Genomic DNA, 23,614 nt, shown 5'->3' with positions numbered 1-23,614 from the left:
AATAGATGTTTGAACTTGAAACAAAAGATGGTATTTCCATTCTAAAAATTACTGGTGAAATAGATATTTCAAATGCACATAACTTGAAAAAATTTGCAATGGAAAATATTTTAAACAAAGGAAATAAGAATTGTATTTTGGACCTTTCACAAATGAACTATATTGATAGTTCTGGATTAGGGATTTTAGTAAGTTTACACAAATCTTTTAAATTGCAAGGTGGAGAATTAGTATTAGTAAAATTAAGTGATAACGTTAAAAATCTCTTTAAAATGACTAACCTCGACAAAGCATTAAATATTAAAAATTCAGTAAATGAAGCATTAAAATTTTTGAAAAGCTAAGGAGGGAGTATCTTGAAAATAGCGATAGGAAGTGATCATGCAGGATTTGAACTTAAAGAAAAAATCAAAGACTTTTTAAATGAAAAAGACATTGAAGTAATAGATTTGGGAACAAATAGTATACAAAGTGTTGATTATCCAGATTTTGCAAAAGAAGTTGGAAAATGCGTTGTAAAAAAGGAAGCTGATTTTGGTATATTAATTTGCGGAACAGGAATAGGAATGTCAATTGCAGCAAATAAAATAAAAGGTATTAGGGCAGCATTGTGTACCATTCCCGAAATGGGAAAATTAGCAAGACAACATAACAACGCAAATATCCTTGTACTTCCCGGTAGACTTATAGGTTTTGAATTGGCTTCTTGGATAGTTAATGCGTTTTTAAATTCAGACTTTGAAGGTGGGAGGCACGAAAGAAGGATAAATAAGATTTCCCAGCTGGAGGAATAAAATGAAGGCCGTTGCGCAATTAAACAAAGACTATATACCAACTCTTGAAATTGACAATGGAAAATTAGTAAAAAATCCAGAAGCCCCTTCTCGATTGGAAGGGGTGGAAATTTTTGTCAAAAACAATTTTGAATGCGTAAATCCAAAAGAATATCCTTTGAATTATTTATACAACATACATCCAAAATGGTATGTAAAACATGTGGAAAATTTATCAAAAAATGCAAAAAACGAATATTTGCCAGAAGTTTTTTTAAAGGATCGTATACTAGATTCGGGCACACCTATAACCAAAAAAACCTATAATGCCGCAATTAACGCATACTATACAGTTATGACTGGAGTAAACCTTGATTCAAAGTACGTTTACATTTTAACAAGACCACCAGGTCACCATGCCACAAGTAATTTTGCAGGGGGATACTGTTTTTTTAACAACGCCGCAATAGCTGCAAAATACTTACAGAGTACCTTTCAAGAAAGAATTTGTATTTTAGATGTGGATTTCCACCATGGAAATGGAACACAAGAAATTTTTTACGAAGATCCACAAATAACCTACATTTCACTTCATGGAACCCCTGAAAAATTCTTCCCATGGATTTCAGGTTATAGGGATGAAGTAGGAAAAGGCAATGGAAAAGGTACAAACTTTAACTTTCCACTAGATGAGGGGATAACCTGGGAGGAATATAAAGTTGTGCTTGAAATAGCACTTGAAATAATAGAAAAAATATCTCCACTAAAACTCATAGTTTCACTTGGTTTTGATACACACTTAAAAGATCCTATGGGATACTTTAATTTAGTAGATGAAGATTACAAAAAAATGGGAAAGCTTTTAAAAAAACTAGATATCCCCATTATTTTTATTCAAGAAGGGGGTTATGATAAATATGCGAACACAAACGCAGCAATAAACTTATTTTCAACATTTAAGGAGGGAGAAAATGCTTAAAGAAAAATTACTAAACGATTTAAAAACTGCAATGAAAGAAAAAGATCAAATAAAATTAAGAGTAATAAGACTCTTAAATTCTGCAATAAAAAATTTTGAAGTAGAAAAAAGAAAAGAGGCAACCGATGAGGAAATTGGAAAGATAGTTCTCAAGGAAATTAAAAAAAGGCAAGAATCAATTGAAGCATACAAAAATGCGGGAAGGGAAGACCTTGCAAAAGAAGAAGAAAAAGAACTTGAAATTCTAAAAATTTACGCGCCAAAAATGCTAAGCGAAGAGGAAATAAAAAATATAGTTCAAGAAATCATAAGTAGCATTGAAGAAAAAAACTTTGGAAAAATTATGAAAGAAACAATGGCAAAGCTAAAAGGAAAAGCAGATGGTGCACTAGTTAGTAAGGTGGTTAAGGAATTACTAAGATGATTCTTCCTATTTTTTTACCAAATGCTGGTTGCAAAAAACGTTGTGTTTTTTGCAACCAATATTCTATGACCGGAGAAAAAATGCCATCAAAAAAAGAAATACTTAATACAATTCAAAAGTATTCAAATTTTTCAATTGACGAAGTAGCATTTTACGGTGGAACTTTCACTGGCCTTTCTTTAGAAAAACAATTAGAGTTTTTGGAACTTGTCAAATATTTAAATGTTCCAATTAGAATATCTACACGACCTGATGAAATAACAGAGGAAAATCTTGGAATTTTAAAACACTACAATGTTAAAACCATAGAAATTGGAATTCAAAGCATGTTCAATGATGTTTTAGATGCTTCAAACAGGGGACATACTGTCAAAGACAACGAAAGATCTATACGCCTTTTAATGGAGAGAAATTTTAAGGTCTCTGCACATTTAATGATCGGACTCCCAAAAGATTCAAAAGAAAAATCTATATTGTCTTTGATGAAATTACTTAAACTGGGAGTAAACATTTTTAGAATACATCCCACTTTAATTTTTAAAAATACCGAATTAGAGAAAATGTACGAAAGAAAATTGTATACTCCATTAACTTTAAAAGAGGCACTGGATATATCTTCTGAAATGTTACTTTTAATTTATTCAAACAATGCAAATGTAATTAGAATGGGATATTTTGTTCCTGAACATTCAAGAAACCAAATTGTAGCAGGACCCTATCACCCGTCATTTGGAGATATGGTAAAAGCAAAGGCAATTTACAAAATAATTACAAGGTTAAATATTAAAAAAGTACATTTTCCCAAAAAATATGAAAGCTGGTTTTTTTCATATGGAAATAAACAATTAAACGTGGAAAAAATTAGAGATAACATATTGTTATTTGATGATATGGACCTTGCAAGAGCTTCTTTTTACGCTTTTAGAAAGGGGCAATTTAATGGGTGAACTACTAAAAAATGCCGGATCAGTTGAAATTGGATTCTGGCTTTTAGAAAAGATGGAAGAAGATAAATATATTTTAGACAAAATTTCACATTTAAAAAAAGAAATGGGAGTTATAAAATGGATTAAAAAGATGGTACAAGATGGTTACACAATAAAAGAAATTAAAAAGATTTTAAAAAGTTCCTTTAATAGTACCATATCTTATGCCCAAAAATTTTTAAACTTTGATGCTAGGGTAGTTACGATAAGCAACAGTAAAACATTGGAAGTTTACTTTAAAACCCACCCAAAAAATTTGGAAATAGTAGTTCCCGTATCTAATCCCGGTGGCGAGGGTAAAATACTATATGATAAACTAAAATCAACCTGCAATGTAAAATTAATCAATGATTTTGAAGTAGAAAAATACATTAAAGATGCAGACTATATAGTAACAGGTGCTGACTCGGTATGTGAAAACGGAGTAATAAATAAAATAGGTTCAAAAACATTGGCTATACTATCAAAATATTATGATAAACCATTTTTTGTTATAGCTGATAAAACAAAATTTTTCGATTCAAAAATAGAAAATAAAATTTTTGAATTAATTCCTTTTAAACTAATAACAGCTATAATAAGTGGTGAAATATGATTTTTTTTAATAAAAAGAAGAAGAAGAAGAAGAACATAAATTTTTCCATATGCTATATAAAGAACTTAGAAAGTTTTAAAAAAATACCAAAATCTTTGAAATATTCAGATGAAGTCTTTTTTATTATTTCAAAAGATATTTCTGAAAACATTTTTAAGAAAATAAAAAAGATGATGAAGTTTAAAAATTACTCCATTATATACAACAACTACGTTAAATTGTCAAAAAATATATATCAAATAAAGGAATTAAACGTAAAAAAATTAAGAAATTTGGAAAACAAAAGGAATATTCTCTTTTCCAATAACTATATGCTTGCATGGGAAATTGCACAGATGTTTCCTTTCTATACAATAGCTGTAGAAAACAATTTTTTATATTTTTGTACACCAATTCCGTTAACAAAAGATGCTTCAGGTTTTCTATTAAAAAAAGAATTAGAAAAAGATTTTATTTTCAACGTCAAACTTGATTTTAAAATTCTAAAAGATATTCTGGGAGGATGATCATATTGTTCAGGCTAAGATTTGCACCAAGTCCAACAGGCTATCTACACGTAGGTGGTGCTAGAACTGCACTTTTTAACTGGCTTTTTGCAAGAAAAAACAAAGGAAAATTTATACTCCGTATTGAAGACACAGATACAGAACGTTCCACAAAAAAATATGAAGAAAAAATCTTAAATGCTTTAAAATGGTTGGAGATAGATTGGGACGAAGGACCAGATATTGGAGGAAATTTTGGACCATATAGACAAAGTGAACGACTAGATATATATAATAACTTTGCTCAAAAGTTAATAGATAAAAAGTTGGCATACTACGCTGTATATTCTGACAATAAAGAAATATTCACATCGTACGAATTTCCAAAAAAATTTAAAGATTATTCTATAGTTGTAAAATTTAAAGCACCAAAAGAAGGAAAAACAAAATTTCAGGATCTCTTAAAAGGCGAAATGAGTTTTGAAAATAACTTATTTGAAGATTTTATAATAATAAAATCAAATGGATATCCAACTTATAACTTTGCAGTTGTTGTGGATGATCATTTAATGGAAATTTCCCATGTATTTAGAGGAGAAGATCACCTTTCAAATACACCCAGACAAATTATGATCTACAACGCATTTGAATGGACTCCTCCAGTATTTATGCATATCCCACTTATACTTGGAAATGATAAAACTCCATTAAGTAAAAGACACGGTGGCACATCAGTTGATTACTTTAAAGAAATAGGTATTTTAAATAATGCTTTATTAAACTACCTTGCAATATTGGGTTGGAAAACAGAAGAAGAAATATTTGATATAACAGATAAAATAAAAGCTTTTGATCCGTTTAATATATCCAATAAATCAGTAGTTTTCAACTATAAAAAATTAGAGTGGATCAACGGTCAACACCTAAGAAGGTTACCAATAGAAAAGGTGATTGAAAAATTTAGGGGATATCTAAGCCTAATAAATGTGAAAATAGATTTAGATAGTATGTATGCAAAAAAAGTTATCTCCATTTGTAGGGAAAAGGTTAATACACTAGAACAATTATTTGACATATCATACCCTTTCTTTGACGATAATTACCCTTATGATGAAAAATATATAGATAAGTTCTTAAAAAAACCAGAAGCAGAAATAATACTTGTACAGGCCATTGAATCCTTTGAAAAATTAGACAATTTTGATATATCATCTATTGAAAACACTTTAAGAGACATATCAAAAAATACAAATTTATCCACAAAAAAGGTCTTTCAAACAATTAGAGGTGCTTTATTGGGAAAACTTGTCACACCGGGTTTATTTGAATCAATTGAAGTTTTAGGAAAAGAAAAAACACTTATTAGGCTTAAAAAAACCCAGTTATTAAGGGGGAAACATGAGGTATAAATCTACTCTAGTAATTTTTTTAATAATGTTTAGCATTTTGGTGTTTTACCTTACAAAAATTCAAATACTTGAATCAAAAAATCACAGAGCATTTTTAAATTCTTTGTTAACACAAACTATTTTAACAAAGGGATTAAGAGGAACTATTTATGATAGAAACGGTATAAAACTTGCTTGGAGCGAAAAAATCCCTTTTTTAATTTATTCTAAAGATATGGAGATGGATAAATTAAAAAATATTTTGACAGAAAAACAATTATCAGAGTTAATTAGTAGCGGGAAAGTAAAACTTGAAAATCATCAAATCTACGGTATTGAAAAACTCGGGTATTATATCCAATACAAAGAAATCAGAAGGTACTTACCAGAAGTATTACATATAATAGGATATTTAAATTCCAATGGAAAGGGAAATTTTGGACTTGAAAAAACGTACAATAACATACTTGATGGAAAATTAGGAAGTGAATTAGTTTTTTCAACTCCAAGCGGAAAAATAAAACAACGAATCATACAAAGAATCCCAGAAAATGGGCAGGACTTACATACTACTATTGATTTTAATCTTCAAAAGTTCATTTATTCTAAATTGAAGGAAATCGACATACCTGCTTCTGTCATTGTAGAAGATACAAAAACAGGCGAAATTTTATCCATGGTTTCATATCCTGGAATTGAAGAAGAATTCTACAGTATTGATACATATACCTGGCGAAAAATAATAAATGATCCAAAAAATCCACTTTTAAATCGCTCTACAATGGGATTATATTCCCCAGGTTCTTCTATAAAACCTCTCATTGCCATTGCGTATCTTTTAAGTGAAAGCACACCGGCTACTGTAAATTGTAAAGGAAGATTCGAGTACAAATCAAGTTCTGGAAAAACCATTGCAATATTTAATGATTGGCTTTTAAGTGGCCATGGTGAAACAGATCTTATTAAAGCTCTTCGTGTTTCTTGCAATGTATACTTTTATAACATTGCATTAAAATTGGGAATTGATAAAATTAAAAATGTAGCTGATATTTTTAAAATAGATAAGAAAACAGGTATTGATATTGAAGAAAAAGAAGGAATTTTTCCCTCTAGAGAATGGAAACAAAAAAAGTTGAAAGAAATATGGTATCCAGGTGATACCATATTAGCAGGAATAGGCCAAGGCTATATATTACTTACTCCATTACAACTATTAAATTTTTACACAACAATAGCCAATAATGGAAAAACACCTATTCCACATATAGCAAAGTCACAAACAACTTATTCGAATATAAATCTTCCAAAAGAAATATGGACAATAATCAAAGAAGGGCTTTTGGAAGTTACATCACATAGTGGTTCAATCCGAGATAGGGGTACGGCATATAATAGTTTTAAAGATGCAAAATACAAAGTTGCCGGAAAAACGGGAACAGCAGAAGTGGGTAAAAATAAAAAATCTCATTCGTGGTTTGTAGGGTTTGGTCCTTTTAAGTCTCCAAAGTATTCTATTGTAGTGCTTTTTGAAAATGGTGGAAGCGGCGCTGAAATGGCTGCCCCCTTTGCAAGGAAGATATTTGATTATCTATTGGGAGATGAGTATAATGAATAGACTAAATTTAGCAGTTGAAATTTCAAAAACAGTTGGATTTTATCTAATGCAATTTTTTGGAAAAGCAAAAAATATTGAAGAAAAGGAAAATTTCCAGGATCTTGTAACAGAACACGATAAAAAAGCACAAGAAATGATAATACAGGAAATAAAAAAGTATTTTCCAGATGATGGTATTTTAGCAGAAGAAAATAACACAAAAGATATGGGAAAAAATCAGTGGGTAGTTGATCCAATTGATGGAACTATAAATTACATCCATGGTCTTCCAAATTTTTGCATATCAATTGCATATTATGAAAATAAGTCACCACTAATTGGTGTAGTATACAATCCATTTACCGAAGAAATGTTCTTAGCAATGAAAAATCTGGGGGCGTATTTAAACCACTCAAAACTTGAAATAAAAGATATAAATGACCTTAAATTTTCCATTGGAAGTGTTGGATTCTCCAGAAAATTTACAGGAAAATTTATTGAAAAAGTTGAAAATAAAGTTCAAAGAATTAGAATTCTCGGAAGTGCCGCTCTTTCTGCATGCTACGTTGCGGCAAACAAATTTGATTTTTTCATTGCAAAACGTGCAAATCCATGGGATATAGCCGCTGCATATTTGATTGTAAAGGAAGCTGGGGGAGAAATTATAAATTTTCAAGGTAATACACCCAAAATTTTTGAAAGAGAAAGTTATATATTTTCAAAGCCATCAATTTTAGAGGATATAAAAAACATCACTAATGAAATAGGAGGGGGAGTATGAAATTAATCGAAAGTGTACCAAACTTTAGTGAGGGAAGGGATATAGAAAAAATCAGAATGATAATCGAAGAAGCGGAAAAATACAAAAAAGTCAAAGTCCTCGATTGGTCCATGGATCATGATCACAATAGGTCCGTTGTTACGCTTGTAGGTGAACCAGATGAAATAGAAAACGCATTATTCGACATGGTAAAAAAAGCTACTGAGCTTATTGATCTTAGAATTCACAAAGGTGAACACCCACGAATGGGTGCAACGGACGTTATCCCTTTTATTCCAGTTATGAATACAAAAATGGAAGAATGTATCGAAATTTCCAAAAAATTAGGAGAAAGAATCGGAAAAGAATTAAACATTCCTGTGTATCTTTACGAAAAATCAGCTACTTCACCTGAAAGGGAAAACTTATCAAAAATTAGAAAGGGAGAATTTGAAGGATTTTTTGAAAAAATCAAAGATCAAAATTGGAAGCCAGATTTTGGTCCCGACAAAGTACATCCCACCGCAGGTGTAGTTGCAGTAGGTGCAAGAGAATACCTAATTGCATTCAACGTCAATCTGGGAACAAATGATATAGAAATAGCAAATAAAATAGCAAAAGCAGTTAGACATATAAGTGGTGGTTTTAGATATGTAAAGGCAATGGGCGTGGAATTAAAAGAAAAAAGAATTGTTCAAGTTTCTATGAATTTGACAAATTACAAAAAATCTCCAATTTTTAGAGTGTTTGAGGCAATAAAACGAGAAGCCCAAAGATATGGTGTTCCTGTATTAAATTCAGAAATCATTGGAATGATTCCACTAAGAGCTGCAATTGAAACTATGAACTGGTATTTACAGATTGATGATTTTGATGAAAGTAGAGTAATAGAAAATAAAATATTGAATACATTTTTTGAATAAATTTATATTATTTTGGACAATCCCCTGATATCTCAGGGGATTGTTTATCTGAAGTAATTAATCGTGAATAATTAAAAAAATGTTATCTTAAAAATAACATTTCACAAGTGAATTTTTTTACTTTTAATGTTATAATATTACCTGGATGGTAATACTAAATAGGAGGTGGCCATGTTGGCAGTTTGTGAAAAACATGTCGAGCTTTACAAGGAGCTCGATGCGTATATTGAAGAATTAAAAGGAAAAAAAGGTATTTTAATTAATGTCCTTCACAAAGCCCAGGAACTATTTGGTTGGCTTCCAGAAGAAGTTCAAAACCACGTTGCTGAAAAGCTTAAGATTCCTACATCGGTTGTCTATGGTGTGGTAACATTCTACAATTTCTTTTCTACGAAGCCCAAAGGAAAGAATCAAATTAAGATATGTTTGGGTACTGCATGTTATGTTAAAGGTGCAGATAAAGTTATGGAAAGGTTTCTTAGTGAACTTGGAGTAAATGAAGGCGAAGTAACTAAAGATGGTAACTTTTCAGTCCACGGTGTAAGGTGCTTAGGAGCATGTAGTATGGCACCTGTTGTCCTTATAGGTGAAAAAGAATTTTTTGGTAAAGTCACACCCGATATGGTTCCAAGTATTATTAAAAAGTTCCAAGGGGAGGGAAAATAATGGGTAAAATAAAAAGCTTAGAAGAACTTATGAAAATAAAAGAAGATACATTAAAAAAAGTTAAAATGAGGGAAGAAGGAAAAAGGGGAAAAATAACAGTTGCAATGGGGACATGTGGAATAGCTGCAGGCGCGAAAGATACTTTAAATGCAATAGTGGAAACGTTAAATGAATTAAACATTGACGATATATCAGTTGTCCAATCTGGTTGCATGGGATTATGCGAAGTTGAACCAACTATAAAAGTGGAAATAAATGGGGAAGTCCCCATTACTTATGGACACGTAAATCCCGAAAATGCAAGAAGAATTATAAAGTCCCATATAGTTGCCGGTGAGCTTGTAGGTGATTTGATAGTAAAAAAAGGAGAAGAATAAGGAGGTAGAAAAATAATGCCTTTAGAAACAAATACAATTCTTATTTGTGCTGGTGGAGCCTGTATTTCCGCAGGTGAAGAAAGTGTAAAAGATGTATTAGAAAGAAAAATTAAAGAATACAATTTACAAGATAATATAAAAATCGTTGAAACTGGTTGTATGGGTGCTTGTAGTTTAGGGCCAATAATGGTAATACATCCAGAAGGGGTTTACTATCAAAAATTAACGCCAGAAGCTGCAGAAAAAATTGTTGAAGAACATCTTCTAAAAGGTAGAATTGTAGAGGAATACCTTTATCAAGGTGATAAAGGAAAAATAGTCCCACAACCACAAAAAGAAATTCCTTTCTTCTCAAGGCAAGTAAAAATAGCAACTAGAAATGTGGGAATTATTGATCCGTTAAATATTGATGAATATATAGCAAGAGATGGTTATTTTGCATTACACAAAGCACTAAAAGAAATGAAACCGGAGGAAGTTATACAAGTTGTTAAAGATAGTGGGCTTCGTGGAAGAGGTGGTGCAGGTTTTCCAACTGGCTTAAAATGGGAGTTCGCAAGGAAATCTCCTGGTGACGAAAAGTATATGATATGTAACGCTGACGAAGGAGACCCAGGCGCCTTTATGGATAGATCAATTCTCGAAGGAGATCCACACACCATAATTGAAGCTATGACCATAGCAGGATATGCAATCGGAGCAACAAAAGGTTTTGTCTATTTAAGAGCTGAATATCCAATTGCAATTGAAAGATTAACGGTGGCCTTAAATCAAGCAAGGGAATATGGTTTCTTGGGAGAAAATATTCTAGGAACAGATTTTTCGTTCGACATAGAAATAAGGATTGGGGCAGGGGCATTTGTGTGTGGTGAGGAAACCGCTTTAATGCACTCAATTGAAGGAAAAAGAGGACAACCAAGGGTAAAACCTCCATTCCCAGCACAAAAAGGATTGTGGGGAAAACCAAGTAATATAAATAACGTTGAAACATTAGCATGTGTTCCACCGATTATATACCACGGCGCAAATTGGTTTAGACAGTGGGGGACAGAAAAATCACCTGGAACAAAAGTTTTTGCGCTGGCTGGTAAAGTTAAAAATACAGGTTTGGTTGAAGTACCTATGGGAATTACATTAAGAGAACTTATATACGAAATTGGCGGAGGATCTCCAACTGGTAAAAAGATTAAAGCAGTTCAAACTGGGGGACCAAGCGGTGGTGTCATACCAGAAGAGTATTTCGATACACCAGTTGATTACGAATCACTACAAAAACTGGGAGCAATAGTTGGTTCTGGTGGTTTAATAGTTTTAGATGAGGACGATTGTATGGTCGATGTTGCAAAGTTTTTCTTAGAATTTACTGTAGATGAATCATGTGGAAAATGTACACCTTGTAGAGAAGGAACAAAAAAGATGTATGAAATTTTGGATAAAATAACAAAAGGCGAAGGAACAGAAGAAGATATAGAAATCTTGGAAAATCTAGGTAACGTTATTAAAGACTCTTCGCTTTGTGGTCTTGGACAAACTGCGCCAAATCCCGTACTATCTACTTTAAGATACTACAAAGATGAGTATCTTGCACATGTGAGAGAGAAAAAATGTCCTGCTAGCAAATGTAAAGCACTTATTAGTTACGTTATAGATCCAGAAAAATGTGTAGGTTGTACAGCTTGTGCTAGGGTATGTCCTTCAAGTTGTATTTCTGGCGAAGTAAGGAAAGTCCATGAAATAGACCAATCAGCTTGTGTAAAATGTGGAAGTTGTATAGAAGTCTGTAGATTTGGCGCAATAAGCAAAGTAACACCTGCAATTGAATAAAGAAAAAAGGGGGTCGCGCTATGCTCACTGAAATCAAAAAAATTATTTCACATGCAAAATCAGAAAGATTGGAAGAAAGAGATATTTTAATTTATACACTTCACAAGATTCAAGAAACAATAGAAGGTAACTACATACCAGAGGAAGCAGTAAAACTAGTAAGTGAAGAATTAAATATTCCCTTATCCAAAGTATATGAAGTTCTCACCTTCTATTCGATGTTTTCCATCAAAAAAAGAGGTAAGTATTTAATCAGAGTATGTACTAGTTTACCATGTCATGTTGCAAATGGAAGGGAAATAATCAAAACACTAAAAGAAGAATTAAAAATAGATTTTAATCAAACAACAGATGATGGGTTATTTACACTTGAAGAAACAAGCTGTTTAGGCCTTTGTGGTGTTTCTCCTGTCATAATGATAAACAACGAATACTATGGTGATCTCACCCCAAAAAAAGTAAGAGAAATAATAAATAAATTAAAAAGGGGTGAGAATATATGAAACCTATCACTATATTAATTTCTGTTGATAGTAACAGTGTATTATTGGGTGCAAAAGAGTTCTTAAAACTTTTAAAATCATTAGTAAAAGATTATAACTTTGACAATATTGTAGATATTCTTGAAACTGGTACACTTGGCAATTACAATGGTGTAACTATTGCAGTTATGCCAGATAATGTATTTTATTCTGCAAAAACAAAAGAAGATGTTGTAAAAATTTTTGAGGAGCACATTTTAAAAGGGAGAAAAGTCCTGGATCTTGAAATTAATCACAAAAATTTAATTACAAAAAAGGAATCATTAACAAAAGAAATAAGAATCGTAACAAGAAACATTGGAAAAATAGACCCTAAAAATATAGAAGAATATATAGCAAACAACGGATACTTTGCACTTGCAAAAGCTTTAGAAATGAAGCCAGAAAATATAATAGAGGAAATAAAAAAAAGTGGTCTTCGTGGTCGAGGCGGTGCAGGTTTTCCAACGGGTTTGAAATGGGAATTTACATTTAAAACAAATTCTGATCAAAAATATATAGTTTGTAACGCCGATGAGGGTGAGCCTGGAACGTACAAAGATAGGTTAATAATGGAAGGTGATCCACATAGTATAATTGAAGCAATGGTAATAGCAGGATATACCGTTGGGGCAACCAAAGGCTACATTTACATAAGAGGCGAATATTACGGTTCAGTTGAAAATATTAAAAAGGCTATCCATGATGCATATGAATATGGTTTTTTGGGCAAAAATATACTAAATAGTGGCTTTAACTTTGATCTATCAATAAGACTAGGTGCAGGTGCGTATATTTGTGGAGAAGAAACTGCTTTATTAGAATCTATTGAAGGACATGCTGGAAGACCTAGATTGAAACCTCCATATCCACCGCAAAGTGGTTTGTTTGGTAAACCAACAGTAATAAATAATGTTGAAACACTGGCAAATATACCACAAATAATATTAAACGGTGCAGATTGGTTCAGACAATTTGGTACTGAAAATTCACCAGGAACAAAAGTTTTCTGTTTTGCTGGGAACTTAAACAACAGAGGTATCGTTGAACTCCCCATGGGCATAACAGTCAAAGAACTGTTGGTATACGCAGGCGGTGTATCAGGTGAAAATCTTAAAATGGTTCAAACTGGTGGTATTGCAGGTACATTTATTGATGAAAGCAAATTTGATACACCATTAGACTATGATTCATTTGCAAAATATGGAGTAAGTTTAGGTTCTGGTGTAATCTTAGGTGTAAATGATACCCACTGCGTTATTGATATTGCAAAAAATGTAATGGAATTCTTTAGACATGAATCTTGTGGAAAATGTACACCTTGTAGAGAAGGAACAAAAATGGCAGTAAAAATTTTGGAAAAAATGGGACAATTTCAAGCAACTAAAACAGATCTTGATAACTTGATTGAAATTGCAAATACGGCAAGAGAAACAGCACTTTGTGGTCTTGGTCAAAGTTTCCCAGTACCTTTACTCTCATTGATTAATAATTTTAAAGATGAATTTTTAGACCATATTGAAAACAAACACTGTATAGCAAATATATGTAAAAGAGTCCCTAAAAAGAAAAAATCAAAAGTAAAATAATAAAAAATATGGCTCCAGATAATTGGAGCCATATTTCTACTATTAACTATTTAACACAAACCCATGAAAACAAACAAAAGGGCGCTTCCCCGCCCTTCTACTTATCTTCTATTCTTTTTTCCTCTTTTTTTGTCTAATCTCTTCCTATATTCTGAATGCTTTCTGTCACTATCTTTCATAAATTTAGCTAACTTCCTTTCAAAATCGCTATTTGACTTTTTCCCTTTTTCCTCATCATTTGAATTTGAAGAAGATTCTTTAAGTGTTAACTCCCATTTACCATCTCTTGTTTTTCCCAAAATCTTTCCTTCTACTTCTTGACCAACTTTCAAATAATCGTTCACAGACCTCACATACGTTGGCGCAATCTTTGAGATATGAATAAATGCCTTCTCACCATCTTCTAGTTCGACATTTGCTCCAAATTTTAGTATCTCTACTACTTTACCTTTTACTACTTGCCCAACTTCCATATACACAAAACCTCCCTATGGTTTAAAAAAATAATTTGGGAGCAATGCTCCCGGCAATTGCAATTATTTTAGATTATATTTTTTCTTAAACTTTTCAATTCTTCCTTCCGTGTCAACTATCATACCAGCAGCACCAGCACCCTTGTAAAATGGATGGCAACTAGAGCACACATCGATCCTTATATTTTCCTTTGCGCTATAAAACTTATGTTCAGCACCACACGCACATTTTACCGTAATCAATTTCATTTCCGGGTGAATTCCTTTTTTCAATTTTCTCACCTCTCCTAGATTTTCCTAATTTAATATCATCAATATTATACCATATAAATATTTAAAGTAAAGTCTAAGTGTTATCTTTAAGTAAAATTTTTATTAACATATTTTCAACTGCTCTTAATAAACTCTTTCTTGGAACAGAGTCAACACTTGCAATCATCTCAGTAGCTGCCTTGGGATCAACATCTTCTTTTATTACATTCTTATTTTTACCTTCAATAATTAACATCTCTATCTTCTTCAAAAATCCCTCGTACCTATCCTTTGCATTCACCCAATTATCTTGATCAAGTACCTTTGCTTTTTCCTTTCTCAACAATTCTGATATTTCTTTTTTACTAGTCAAAAAATCAATGTACCTTCTTAAAAAATTTTTTATTTTTGAAATATAAGTCGGTTCATCTTTGCTAACACCAAAAATCTCATTTTCCAATTCTTCAATGGAATTAACCCAAACTTCTTCAAAAAGCGCCTCCTTGCTGGGAAAGTAATAATAAATAAGAGATTTTCGCACCCCAGCAATTTGTGCTATTTCATCTATACTTACCGCATCATATCCTTTTTTGGAAAATGCTTCCTTTGCAGCTTTTAATATCAATTGTTTTGTATTTCTTTTAGACACATACTCACCTCATAATGTAAGGGGAGTACCCCCTTACAAAATTAAATCTCTAATTTTTTATCTACTTTCAAAGCTTCTTCTCTATTTGCATACCTTTTCATTCTCGTTTCATAATTGTAAATTCCTCTATTAACAGGATATCTCTCAACATAACCTTGTTCATACCAAAGTTTATCTGCATACTCTTTCCATTCTTCAGCTAATTTATCAATTTCTGGAGCAAGTTCTGTTACAACTCTTTCGGAACCCTCATGTTGTGGTATAGCATCAAAATGTTTAACCATTGCTCTAAATACTTTTGGATTATCAATAATTGGGCATGGTCTAAACAAATTATTTGAAAATGGAATCATTCTCTTGTACGCCTCAAAGAACGGAGATTTAAATATTTCAAGCAATGATTTTTCTCTGATACTATCCTTTGCAAATTGTTGGAAAACACATGGTTCAACATATCCTTTTGCATTTACATGGAAATATTTTGAACCAGAAGAGAGACAACCATGTGTTAAAAATCCGTGATTCCAGAAATCCGCAACAAATGCAAATCTTCCACTAAGTCTCATTTCATCTGTTTTGAAGAATCTTTCGTATCTTTGCTTTGGAGTTGGCACAAGATCCATAGTTGGATTCATCCCAACTGGCATAAATTGGAATACCCAAACATATTTAACCTCATTTTCTTCCAAGAAATCCCAAAATTCATCTTTCATAATTGTATCATGATTAACTTTTGTAGCAGTCACACTTGCTCCAAATGGAACGCCATATCTTCTCAATCTTTCCCAAGTATTTTGAATTGATTTGAATACCCCTTTTCCTCTTCTCCAATCAGTTTGTTCTTCAAATCCTTCAACAGAAATTGCAATAGTTGCATTACCAAGTTCTGCTAATCTCTTTGCTTTTTCTTCAGTAATTAATATACCATTTGAGTAAATCATGAAATAATGTTGATCAAATTCTTCCAAAATATCAAATAAATGTGGCCAATAGAAAGGCTCTCCACCTGTAATTATCCAAAAGTAAATCCCAAGTTCTTCTCCTTGTCTTAACACGCTCCTTACTTCATCTTTTGAAAGTTCGTATTTTCTTCCGTAAAGTCCTGCATAACAACCAATACATTGTAGATTACATGCATAAGTAGGGCTTATGACCCCTAATTTTGGTAAAACAACTTTTTCTTTCTCCATTATTTTTTGTCTCAAGGGCTCTCCTATTGCAAATTCATTTATAATAAGATTGTTAATAATCTTTTCGGTACACTTTGGACTTGACTTTTGGAAAATTTCAATCCACTTTTTTATCATAGGATGATCTTCTTGAGCCATTAATCCCAATTTTTTAAGCCCACTTTTTGCCGGTTCTTTACTTAATGCACCAACGGTGAATAACAATTTCGAAAAGGCTTTTGTATCTGCTTTTCTTACAAACGAATTAATCATCTTACCAGCTTGCCTATAAATCATACCCTTAATTCCACCTACAGCCATATTTCCACCTCCATTTTTTATTGACCGTTCAGTCAAATTTTACACCTATAATATTTCTTAAAAGTTTCGAAAATGTTACGTTTGAGTTCTACATCAAAATTTTGCAAAAAAATGACTATAATTATAGTCAGGGGTGTTATTTTGTTAAAAGACAAAAATTTGTATTATAATCTTGCAGAAGCAAAGGCAAAATTTTCAAAGGTTGTAGAAGAATCCACGAATAATAATGTAATAATAACAAAAAACGGAAAACCAGTCTCAGTAATCATAAACTATGAAAAATTTGAAAAATTATTGACTTTTTTAGAAAACATTTGGGAACTTTATTTATTAGAAGTTGGTGATCCTTCATTACATACCAAATTAAAACCTGAAGATATATTTGATGATAAATAGGAGGTGCCCGTATGGCTAAAGTTGAATTAGAACACGTATGGAAGATTTACGATGGTAAGGTCGAAGCAGTTAAAGATGCAACCTTTACAATCGAAGATAAAGAATTTGTTGTACTTCTTGGTCCATCTGGATGTGGAAAAACAACTACATTGAGAATGATAGCAGGTCTTGAGGAAATCACAAAAGGTACATTAAAAATCGCTGGAAAAGTTATGAACGATGTTGAACCAAAAGATAGAGACATTGCAATGGTTTTCCAAAATTACGCTTTGTATCCACACATGACAGTCTATGATAACATGGCGTTTGGTCTAAAACTTCGAAAGGTCCCAAAAGATGAAATTGAAAGAAGAGTTAGAGAAGCTGCCAAAATTTTAAGTATTGAAGAGTACCTTGATAGAAAGCCAAGACAACTTTCAGGTGGTCAAAGGCAAAGAGTAGCAGTTGGCAGGGCAATTGTTAGAAATCCAAAAGTATTCCTCTTTGATGAACCTTTATCAAACTTAGATGCAAAATTAAGAGTCCAAATGAGATCTGAATTAAAGAAATTACATCACAGATTAGAAGCTACAATAGTTTACGTAACCCACGATCAAATAGAAGCTATGACAATGGCGGACAAAATTATTGTTATGAAAGATGGAGTAATTCAACAAATTGGAACACCACATGAAATATACAATAAACCGGCAAACACATTTGTTGCAGGCTTTATTGGAAGTCCTGCAATGAATTTTATTGACGCAAAAATTATAAAGGAAAATGGTCTTTGGATTAAATCAAGTGGTTTAAAATTAAAAATTCCAGAACAAATTGCGGAAAAATTGGAAAAATATATTGACAGCGATGTTATCTTTGGTATAAGGCCTGAAAATATTTATGACAAAATGTTCGCCATGGCTCCAAAAGAAGGAGAAAACACGGCAAGAACGAAAGTAGATGTTGTTGAACCACTTGGAAGTGAAACAATACTACATCTTGTATCTGGAAATGACAAGTTTATAGCAGTTGTTGATCCCAAAACTGAGGCAAAAGAAGAACAAGAGATCGACGTAGTATTTGATATGAATACCATGCACATATTCGATAAAGAAACAGGCAAAGCTATTATATAATAAAAGGCTCCACAAGGAGCCTTTTATTTTGCATAAGCTACACTTCTTTTCTCTCTAATAACTACCACTTTTAAAACACCGGGATATTGTAATTCCTCTTCAATTTTTATTGCAATATCATGGGATAGTTTATCTGCTAATGCATCATCAATTTTATCCGGTTGAACAATAACTCTGACTTCTCTTCCTGCTTGAATTGCATACGCATTCTCCACATATTTAAAACTCTTTGCTATTTCTTCAAGTTTGATGAGTCTTTTAATGTAATTTTCCACATCTTCTCTTCTTGCACCCGGACGTGCTGCTGATAGGGCATCTGCAGCAGCAACTATAACCGCTTCTGGTGTCATTGGTTCTTCTTCTCCATGATGTGCCATTACCATGTTTATTATTTCTCGGCTTTCACCATATCTTTTTAGAATTTCTGCACCAATTACTGTATGTGAACCCTCAACTTCGTGATCAAGAGCTTTTCCAATATCGTGTAATAGTCCTCCACGTTTTGCTTTTTCAACATTTACACCTAATTCAGATGCTATTAATCCCGCAATTAATGCCACTTCTATAGAATGATTCAAAACATTTTGACCGTAACTTGTTCTAAATTTCAATCTTCCAAGTAACTTAATAACTTCTGGATGTAAACCTCCAACACCTGTAACGAATGTTGCCTCTTGTCCTGCCTCTCTTATTACCTTCTCAACCTCAGATTTTGATTTTTCATACATTTCTTCTATTCTCGTTGGATGTATTCTACCATCAGCTACTAATTTTTCTATAGTTCTCCTTGCAATTTCCCTCCTTAAAGGATTAAAACAACTTACGGTAACCATCTCAGGGGTATCATCTATTATCAAGTCAACTCCAGTTACTTTTTCAAATGCCCTTATATTCCTACCTTCTCTACCAATTAACCTTCCCTTCATATCATCGTTTGGCAACATTATGGTACTTACCGTCACTTCACCTGCATATTCTGGCGCATACCTTTGAATAGCATCTGCTATTACCTTTTTAGCATACTTTTCAGAATCTTCTTCGTACCTTGATTTTATTTGAGAATAAACTTTTGCTATTTCATATTCATATTTTTCACGCGCCTCTTCCAAAACCATTTCTTTAGCTTGCTCAGGGGTTATACCAGCAAGTCTTTCAAATCTTTCAGTTAATTCTTTTTCTTTTTCAATTAGATCTTTTTGTTTTGCATCTAATTCCTTTCTCATCTCTTCAATATAACTTTCCTTTTTATCAAGGAGTTCTTCCCTTTTTGACAACATTTCTTCTCGTTTCATCAATCTATCTTCTAAATATCTAATTTCCTCTTCTCTTTCTTTCTTTTCTTTTTCCCACTCTTCCCTCATCCTGTGGAGTTCTTCTCTTGACTCAATAACGGCTTTCTTTTTGATTTCACTTGCTTCTTTTTCCGCATTTTTTATTATATGCTCTGCATCTTGCTTTGTAATCAAAAGTTGCTTTTCTATTTTTTTCTTTGCGATAACATATCCCGAAAATGCACCAATTAATAATCCTATTCCCGTTAGTATATATGTCAACATCTTATTCACCTCCAAATCCTCTTCTGTATAGGTATTCTTTTGCTTTTCTTTCGTCTAAATTCTTTGTTATTTCCGTTTTTATTTTCTCCACATCCACTTCCTCTAATACTCTACTCAATGCATCTTCAATTATAAACTCATCAACACCCAATTTTTGTAATTCCAATCTTATTAAAAATGGACCTTTCTTTTTTAACGTCAATGAATCATATGCATAAAGATACGCAAACTTTTCATCGTCTAAAAAACCTTTCTCTTTTAATTGTAAAACAACTTCTTCTATTTCACACGTTGAATATCCTTTTGACTTTAATCGAGTTTTAATTTCCATTTCAGAACGCGCTCTATATTTTAAAAGTCTCAGAGCATCACTTAGAGGATTCTTCTTCACTTGTTTCACCTTTCTTTAGTAAACCATGCTTTTCCCTTATTTTTTCCTCTATTTCATTCAACAATTCAGGATGGTTTAAAAGATATTCCAACGAATTGTTCTTTCCCTGACCTAAGGAGTGTTCTGTATCCAAAGAATCCACATATGAGAACCAACTTCCTCTTCTAGAAATTAATCCTTCATCAACCGCTAAATTAAACAATTCGTTTTCTCTCACAATTCCCCTTCCATATATAACATCGACAATTGCTTCTTTAAATGGTGGCGCAACCTTATTTTTTACAAATTTAATCCTAACTTGATTTCCTATATTCTCTTTCCCTTCTGTTATCTTTCCTATACTTCTAACTTCAAGTCTCATAGTAGCGTAAAATTTCAACGCAACACCACCTGTAGTCGTTTCAGGGTTCCCATACATAACACCAATTTTCATACGAGTTTGATTTATAAATATAACCACAGTTTTAGACTTGTTTATATTTCCAGCAAGCTTTCTTAAAGCTTGAGACATTAACCTTGCCTGAAGCCCCACCTGTACATCCCCCATTGCCCCTTCAATTTCAGCTCTAGGAACCAAAGCTGCAACAGAATCAATTACAATAAGATCCACAGCATTGCTTCTTACAAGTTCATCAACTATTTCAAGTGCCTGTTCTCCATAATCTGGTTGAGCAATAAGCAAATTTTCAACATTCACCCCTAAATTTTTTGCATAAACCGGATCAAGTGCATGCTCTGCATCGATAAAAGCAGCAATACCTCCAGTTTTTTGTGCCGAAGCTATTGCATGCAATGCTATTGTGGTTTTACCACTAGACTCTGGTCCATAAATTTCTATTATTCTTCCCCTTGGATACCCTCCAACACCTGAAGCAATATCAATTGCCACAGAACCACTTGATATAGTTTCAATATTTTGAACACTACTTTCTTCTCCTAAAAACATTATTGAACCTTTTCCATACGTCTTTTCAATTTTTCCAATGGCTTTTTTTAATACTTCTTTTTTTTGCTTATTATCATTCATTTCTGTCTAAACCTCCTTCAAATTTCACCCTATACAACCATTTGTATATTGGTCCAGTAGGTGTCAAAGTAGAAGAATAAATAGTTACTTTATCAACAGGAACAATCATCTTTGGAATGTCAATATCCTTGACAAGTTCCTCCCAGTTTTCTGGACTATACTTTAACCTTCCCAAAGTAACATGCGGTACAAAATTTCCCTTATCATCAAATGAAATGCGCATTTTCTTCATCTCTGAGCGCATTTCAAGATAAAGTGTTTGTAATATTTTATTTTGTTCCACCTTTAAGAAAAACACTCTAGGCAAATGTTTGAATCTAAAAAAGCCAAATTCAGTAACATTAAAAGAAAAACTGGGAAATCCAGCTAGCCTTTTGTGAAGTTTCTCTGATAATAACTCTACCTTTTCTTTATCGATATCTCCTAGAAAAAATAATGTAAGATGTAAATTCTCAGAAGAAACCCACGAAGCCTTAAACCCCATACGCTTTAACTTTGATATAACTTCCTCAGATACCTTTTTGACTTCATCAGTTATATCAAGTGCAACAAACGTTCGCAATTAAAATCACCCCTTCAAAACTCTAATATTTTGTCCAAGATACAAAATTCCAGAAGCAATGGTAAAAAATACTACTACATACGCCAAGATATCATCTACCATATAAACGTTATATCCTATACTTTTCAAAAATAGAACAACTATCCAAATCATTTGAGAAACAGTTTTTAACTTTCCAAAGTAATTTGCAGCAATTACTTGATTAGACACAAGAGCTGCCATTCTTACTGTAGTAACCAACGTATCCCTAAAAACTATAACTATGACTATCCAACTTGGAACTAAGTTAAGCTCTACAAAAGCTATCAAAATGCTCGTAATAAATATCTTATCACTCATTTGATCGAAAATTTTACCAAAGTTAGTTACCTGATTTAATTTTCTTGCAAAATATCCATCAAAATAGTCGCTAATAGCTGCAATTAGAAATAACGCAAATGCAAATAAAAAAAATCCCTTCAAAATCAAAAAAACTATAACAGCAGTTAAAAGTACCCTAGCCCAAGTAATAGTATTTGGAATATTCAAACTACCACTCCTCAATAAATTCTCCTTCTAAGTCATAGATGTCTGCAGAAGTAATCTTTACATTAAAAAACCCCTTTTTAAAATTCCCCTTAACAAATACACTACCGTCAATCTCTGGAGCATCCATATAGCTTCTTCCAACTAAAACTCCTGCTTCTTCTTCGTCAAATAATACTTTTAATACCTTTCCCACAAGTTTTTCGTTTTTTTCCAAAGAAATTTGAGCTTGAATATCCATTAATTCTTCCAATCTTTCTTCAGCCAATTTCCTTGGAACTTTTCCATCTAGTTTAAAGGAAGCTGCCTCTTCTTCATCTGAATACAAAAATGCACCTAATCTATCAAATTTTACCTCCTTTATAAACTCAAGCATTTTTTGAAACTCCTCATCTGTTTCACCTGGAAATCCCACAATTATACCTGTCCTCAAAACGGCATTGCTGTAAAAATTCCTAATTTTATTAATCAACAATAGGAGTTCTTCTACTTTTCTAGTTCTATTCATTAATCGTAGTATATTATTACTTGCATATTGAATAGGCATATCGAAATATTTTAAAACTTTTTCATAAGAAAAAGCTTCAATAATCTTATCTGTGATATGATCGGGATGCATATACATAACCCTAACCCAAAAATCTCCAGGTATATCGTTTATCCTTTTTAAAAGCTCAGGTAATTTTTGCTCTCCGTAAAGATCTATACCATATCCCGTTGTATCCTGTGCCACCAATATTACTTCTTTTATCCCAGAATCAACTAAAAACTTTACTTCATTCAACAAGTCCTCAATTTTTCTACTCTTAAAACTACCTTTGAATAACGGAATAGTACAAAAACTACACGCTCTATCACAACCATCTGAAATTTTCACATACGCATATTGTTTGTTATCAACTCGTCCATAAAAATTATAAACCGCATTTGGCATATCGGGGATAACACTTTTTTTACCTATATTTTCCGCAATCTTTTCCGGTTCTACAACACCAAACCATCCGTCAACTTCCGGTATTTCTTTTCTCAATTCCTTTCCAAATCTTTGTACTAAACAACCTGTTACAAAAACCTTTAAATTCCTTTCTTTCTTTAATTCCACATATGTTAATATCTCCTCAATAGATTCCTTTTTAGCATTCAAAATAAAACCACAAGTATCAACAATCACCGCATCTGCTTCACTTAAATTATCCACCACGTTATTTCCCATTTTTTTCAAATGAGCCTTTAATATTGCACAATCTGCTTCATTTTTTGGACATCCTAAAACATCCACATAAAAATTCATCAT

The 23,614-nt window shown here is 32.3% G+C and carries 28 protein-coding genes; 18 read left to right on the top strand and 10 right to left on the bottom strand.

The genetic code is table 11. From position 1 onward, the window contains the following. Positions 1-5 precede the first annotated feature (5 nt). From Y592_RS06685 to nuoF (Y592_RS06610), 16 genes are all read left to right on the top strand, one after another. The gene (locus Y592_RS06685) at positions 6-344 is read left to right on the top strand and encodes an STAS domain-containing protein (protein WP_075666219.1); all 339 of its coding nucleotides are present in this window, start codon (positions 6-8) and stop codon (positions 342-344) included. A gap of 12 nt (positions 345-356) precedes the next feature. Then, on the top strand, positions 357-794 hold the full coding sequence (gene rpiB / locus Y592_RS06680; protein WP_075666218.1) for a ribose 5-phosphate isomerase B: 438 nt from the start codon (positions 357-359) through the stop codon (positions 792-794). 1 nt (position 795) lies between these two features. Beyond that, on the top strand, positions 796-1,752 hold the full coding sequence (locus tag Y592_RS06675) for a histone deacetylase family protein (RefSeq protein ID WP_075666217.1): 957 nt from the start codon (positions 796-798) through the stop codon (positions 1,750-1,752). Continuing rightward, positions 1,745-2,176, top strand: coding sequence for a GatB/YqeY domain-containing protein (locus Y592_RS06670; RefSeq protein ID WP_075666216.1), 432 nt, complete (start codon positions 1,745-1,747; stop codon positions 2,174-2,176). The genes Y592_RS06675 and Y592_RS06670 overlap by 8 nt, the downstream gene beginning before the upstream one ends. Next, complete coding sequence (locus tag Y592_RS06665) at positions 2,173-3,123, top strand: elongator complex protein 3 (RefSeq protein WP_075666215.1); 951 nt, start codon at positions 2,173-2,175, stop codon at positions 3,121-3,123. Before Y592_RS06670 ends, Y592_RS06665 begins: the two co-directional genes overlap by 4 nt. Then, the gene (locus Y592_RS06660; RefSeq protein WP_075666214.1) at positions 3,116-3,757 is read left to right on the top strand and encodes an initiation factor 2B; all 642 of its coding nucleotides are present in this window, start codon (positions 3,116-3,118) and stop codon (positions 3,755-3,757) included. Before Y592_RS06665 ends, Y592_RS06660 begins: the two co-directional genes overlap by 8 nt. Beyond that, positions 3,754-4,263, top strand: a complete 510-nt coding sequence (locus Y592_RS06655) for a hypothetical protein (RefSeq protein WP_077287717.1) — start codon at positions 3,754-3,756, stop codon at positions 4,261-4,263. Before Y592_RS06660 ends, Y592_RS06655 begins: the two co-directional genes overlap by 4 nt. Positions 4,264-4,268: 5 nt before the next feature. After that, positions 4,269-5,651: a glutamate--tRNA ligase gene (gene gltX / locus Y592_RS06650; protein ID WP_075666212.1), complete on the top strand. Its 1,383-nt coding sequence runs from the start codon at positions 4,269-4,271 to the stop codon at positions 5,649-5,651. Further along, complete coding sequence (locus Y592_RS06645; protein WP_075666211.1) at positions 5,641-7,245, top strand: penicillin-binding transpeptidase domain-containing protein; 1,605 nt, start codon at positions 5,641-5,643, stop codon at positions 7,243-7,245. The genes gltX and Y592_RS06645 overlap by 11 nt, the downstream gene beginning before the upstream one ends. After that, on the top strand, positions 7,238-8,005 hold the full coding sequence (locus tag Y592_RS06640) for an inositol monophosphatase family protein (protein WP_075666210.1): 768 nt from the start codon (positions 7,238-7,240) through the stop codon (positions 8,003-8,005). Before Y592_RS06645 ends, Y592_RS06640 begins: the two co-directional genes overlap by 8 nt. Next, on the top strand, positions 8,002-8,907 hold the full coding sequence (ftcD, locus tag Y592_RS06635; protein WP_075666209.1) for a glutamate formimidoyltransferase: 906 nt from the start codon (positions 8,002-8,004) through the stop codon (positions 8,905-8,907). The genes Y592_RS06640 and ftcD overlap by 4 nt, the downstream gene beginning before the upstream one ends. Positions 8,908-9,078: 171 nt before the next feature. Beyond that, a complete protein-coding gene (locus tag Y592_RS06630) occupies positions 9,079-9,573 on the top strand; it encodes an NADH-quinone oxidoreductase subunit NuoE family protein (RefSeq protein WP_075666208.1) in 495 nt (164 codons plus the stop codon). Beyond that, positions 9,573-9,950 carry a (2Fe-2S) ferredoxin domain-containing protein gene (locus tag Y592_RS06625; RefSeq protein WP_075666207.1) on the top strand — a complete coding sequence of 126 codons (378 nt, stop codon included), beginning with the start codon at positions 9,573-9,575 and terminating at the stop codon, positions 9,948-9,950. The genes Y592_RS06630 and Y592_RS06625 overlap by 1 nt, the downstream gene beginning before the upstream one ends. A 15-nt stretch (positions 9,951-9,965) precedes the next feature. Continuing rightward, positions 9,966-11,774, top strand: a complete 1,809-nt coding sequence (gene nuoF, locus Y592_RS06620) for an NADH-quinone oxidoreductase subunit NuoF (RefSeq protein ID WP_075666206.1) — start codon at positions 9,966-9,968, stop codon at positions 11,772-11,774. A 20-nt stretch (positions 11,775-11,794) separates the two neighbouring features. Beyond that, positions 11,795-12,277 (top strand): NADH-quinone oxidoreductase subunit NuoE family protein, encoded by a 483-nt coding sequence (locus Y592_RS06615; protein WP_075666205.1) that lies wholly within the window; start codon positions 11,795-11,797, stop codon positions 12,275-12,277. Continuing rightward, positions 12,274-13,884: an NADH-quinone oxidoreductase subunit NuoF gene (gene nuoF / locus Y592_RS06610; RefSeq protein ID WP_075666204.1), complete on the top strand. Its 1,611-nt coding sequence runs from the start codon at positions 12,274-12,276 to the stop codon at positions 13,882-13,884. The genes Y592_RS06615 and nuoF (Y592_RS06610) overlap by 4 nt, the downstream gene beginning before the upstream one ends. Before the next feature lie 101 nt (positions 13,885-13,985). On the opposite strand, the gene Y592_RS06605 is transcribed toward nuoF (Y592_RS06610), so the two are convergent. The 4 genes from Y592_RS06605 to Y592_RS06590 all read right to left on the bottom strand — a co-directional run bounded on the left by Y592_RS06605 (position 13,986) and on the right by Y592_RS06590 (position 16,748). After that, positions 13,986-14,357, bottom strand: a complete 372-nt coding sequence (locus Y592_RS06605) for a S1 RNA-binding domain-containing protein (RefSeq protein WP_075666203.1) — start codon at positions 14,355-14,357, stop codon at positions 13,986-13,988. Between the two features lie 63 nt (positions 14,358-14,420). Further along, positions 14,421-14,630, bottom strand: a complete 210-nt coding sequence (gene rpmE / locus Y592_RS06600) for a 50S ribosomal protein L31 (RefSeq protein ID WP_075666202.1) — start codon at positions 14,628-14,630, stop codon at positions 14,421-14,423. Between the two features lie 73 nt (positions 14,631-14,703). Next, positions 14,704-15,258, bottom strand: coding sequence for a TetR/AcrR family transcriptional regulator (locus Y592_RS06595; RefSeq protein ID WP_075666201.1), 555 nt, complete (start codon positions 15,256-15,258; stop codon positions 14,704-14,706). Between the two features lie 41 nt (positions 15,259-15,299). Beyond that, on the bottom strand, positions 15,300-16,748 hold the full coding sequence (locus tag Y592_RS06590; RefSeq protein ID WP_075666200.1) for a radical SAM protein: 1,449 nt from the start codon (positions 16,746-16,748) through the stop codon (positions 15,300-15,302). A 141-nt stretch (positions 16,749-16,889) separates the two neighbouring features. Between Y592_RS06590 and Y592_RS06585 the strand changes: the two genes are divergently transcribed. Both Y592_RS06585 and Y592_RS06580 read left to right on the top strand, forming a co-directional pair. Then, complete coding sequence (locus tag Y592_RS06585; RefSeq protein WP_232218172.1) at positions 16,890-17,144, top strand: type II toxin-antitoxin system Phd/YefM family antitoxin; 255 nt, start codon at positions 16,890-16,892, stop codon at positions 17,142-17,144. 11 nt (positions 17,145-17,155) lie between these two features. Then, the gene (locus tag Y592_RS06580; RefSeq protein ID WP_075666198.1) at positions 17,156-18,259 is read left to right on the top strand and encodes an ABC transporter ATP-binding protein; all 1,104 of its coding nucleotides are present in this window, start codon (positions 17,156-17,158) and stop codon (positions 18,257-18,259) included. 23 nt (positions 18,260-18,282) lie between these two features. Here the strand turns inward: Y592_RS06580 and rny are convergent, their stop codons facing one another. The 6 genes from rny to rimO are packed head-to-tail and all read right to left on the bottom strand — an operon-like array spanning position 18,283 to position 23,611. Further along, positions 18,283-19,815 (bottom strand): ribonuclease Y, encoded by a 1,533-nt coding sequence (gene rny, locus Y592_RS06575; protein ID WP_075666197.1) that lies wholly within the window; start codon positions 19,813-19,815, stop codon positions 18,283-18,285. A gap of 1 nt (position 19,816) precedes the next feature. Continuing rightward, positions 19,817-20,206 (bottom strand): regulatory protein RecX, encoded by a 390-nt coding sequence (locus Y592_RS06570; protein WP_075666196.1) that lies wholly within the window; start codon positions 20,204-20,206, stop codon positions 19,817-19,819. Next, on the bottom strand, positions 20,184-21,233 hold the full coding sequence (gene recA, locus Y592_RS06565) for a recombinase RecA (RefSeq protein ID WP_075666195.1): 1,050 nt from the start codon (positions 21,231-21,233) through the stop codon (positions 20,184-20,186). The genes Y592_RS06570 and recA overlap by 23 nt, the downstream gene beginning before the upstream one ends. Next, positions 21,226-21,795 (bottom strand): RNA 2',3'-cyclic phosphodiesterase, encoded by a 570-nt coding sequence (thpR, locus tag Y592_RS06560; RefSeq protein WP_075666194.1) that lies wholly within the window; start codon positions 21,793-21,795, stop codon positions 21,226-21,228. The genes recA and thpR overlap by 8 nt, the downstream gene beginning before the upstream one ends. A gap of 6 nt (positions 21,796-21,801) precedes the next feature. Beyond that, the gene (gene pgsA / locus Y592_RS06555; protein WP_075666193.1) at positions 21,802-22,323 is read right to left on the bottom strand and encodes a CDP-diacylglycerol--glycerol-3-phosphate 3-phosphatidyltransferase; all 522 of its coding nucleotides are present in this window, start codon (positions 22,321-22,323) and stop codon (positions 21,802-21,804) included. A gap of 1 nt (position 22,324) precedes the next feature. Then, positions 22,325-23,611 carry a 30S ribosomal protein S12 methylthiotransferase RimO gene (gene rimO, locus Y592_RS06550; RefSeq protein ID WP_075666192.1) on the bottom strand — a complete coding sequence of 429 codons (1,287 nt, stop codon included), beginning with the start codon at positions 23,609-23,611 and terminating at the stop codon, positions 22,325-22,327. Between the last annotated feature and the right edge of the window lie 3 nt (positions 23,612-23,614).

Source organism: Thermosipho sp. 1070 (assembly GCF_001682135.1).
GTDB lineage: Bacteria > Thermotogota > Thermotogae > Thermotogales > Fervidobacteriaceae > Thermosipho > Thermosipho affectus.
This window is presented reverse-complemented; position numbering and strand designations above follow the sequence as displayed.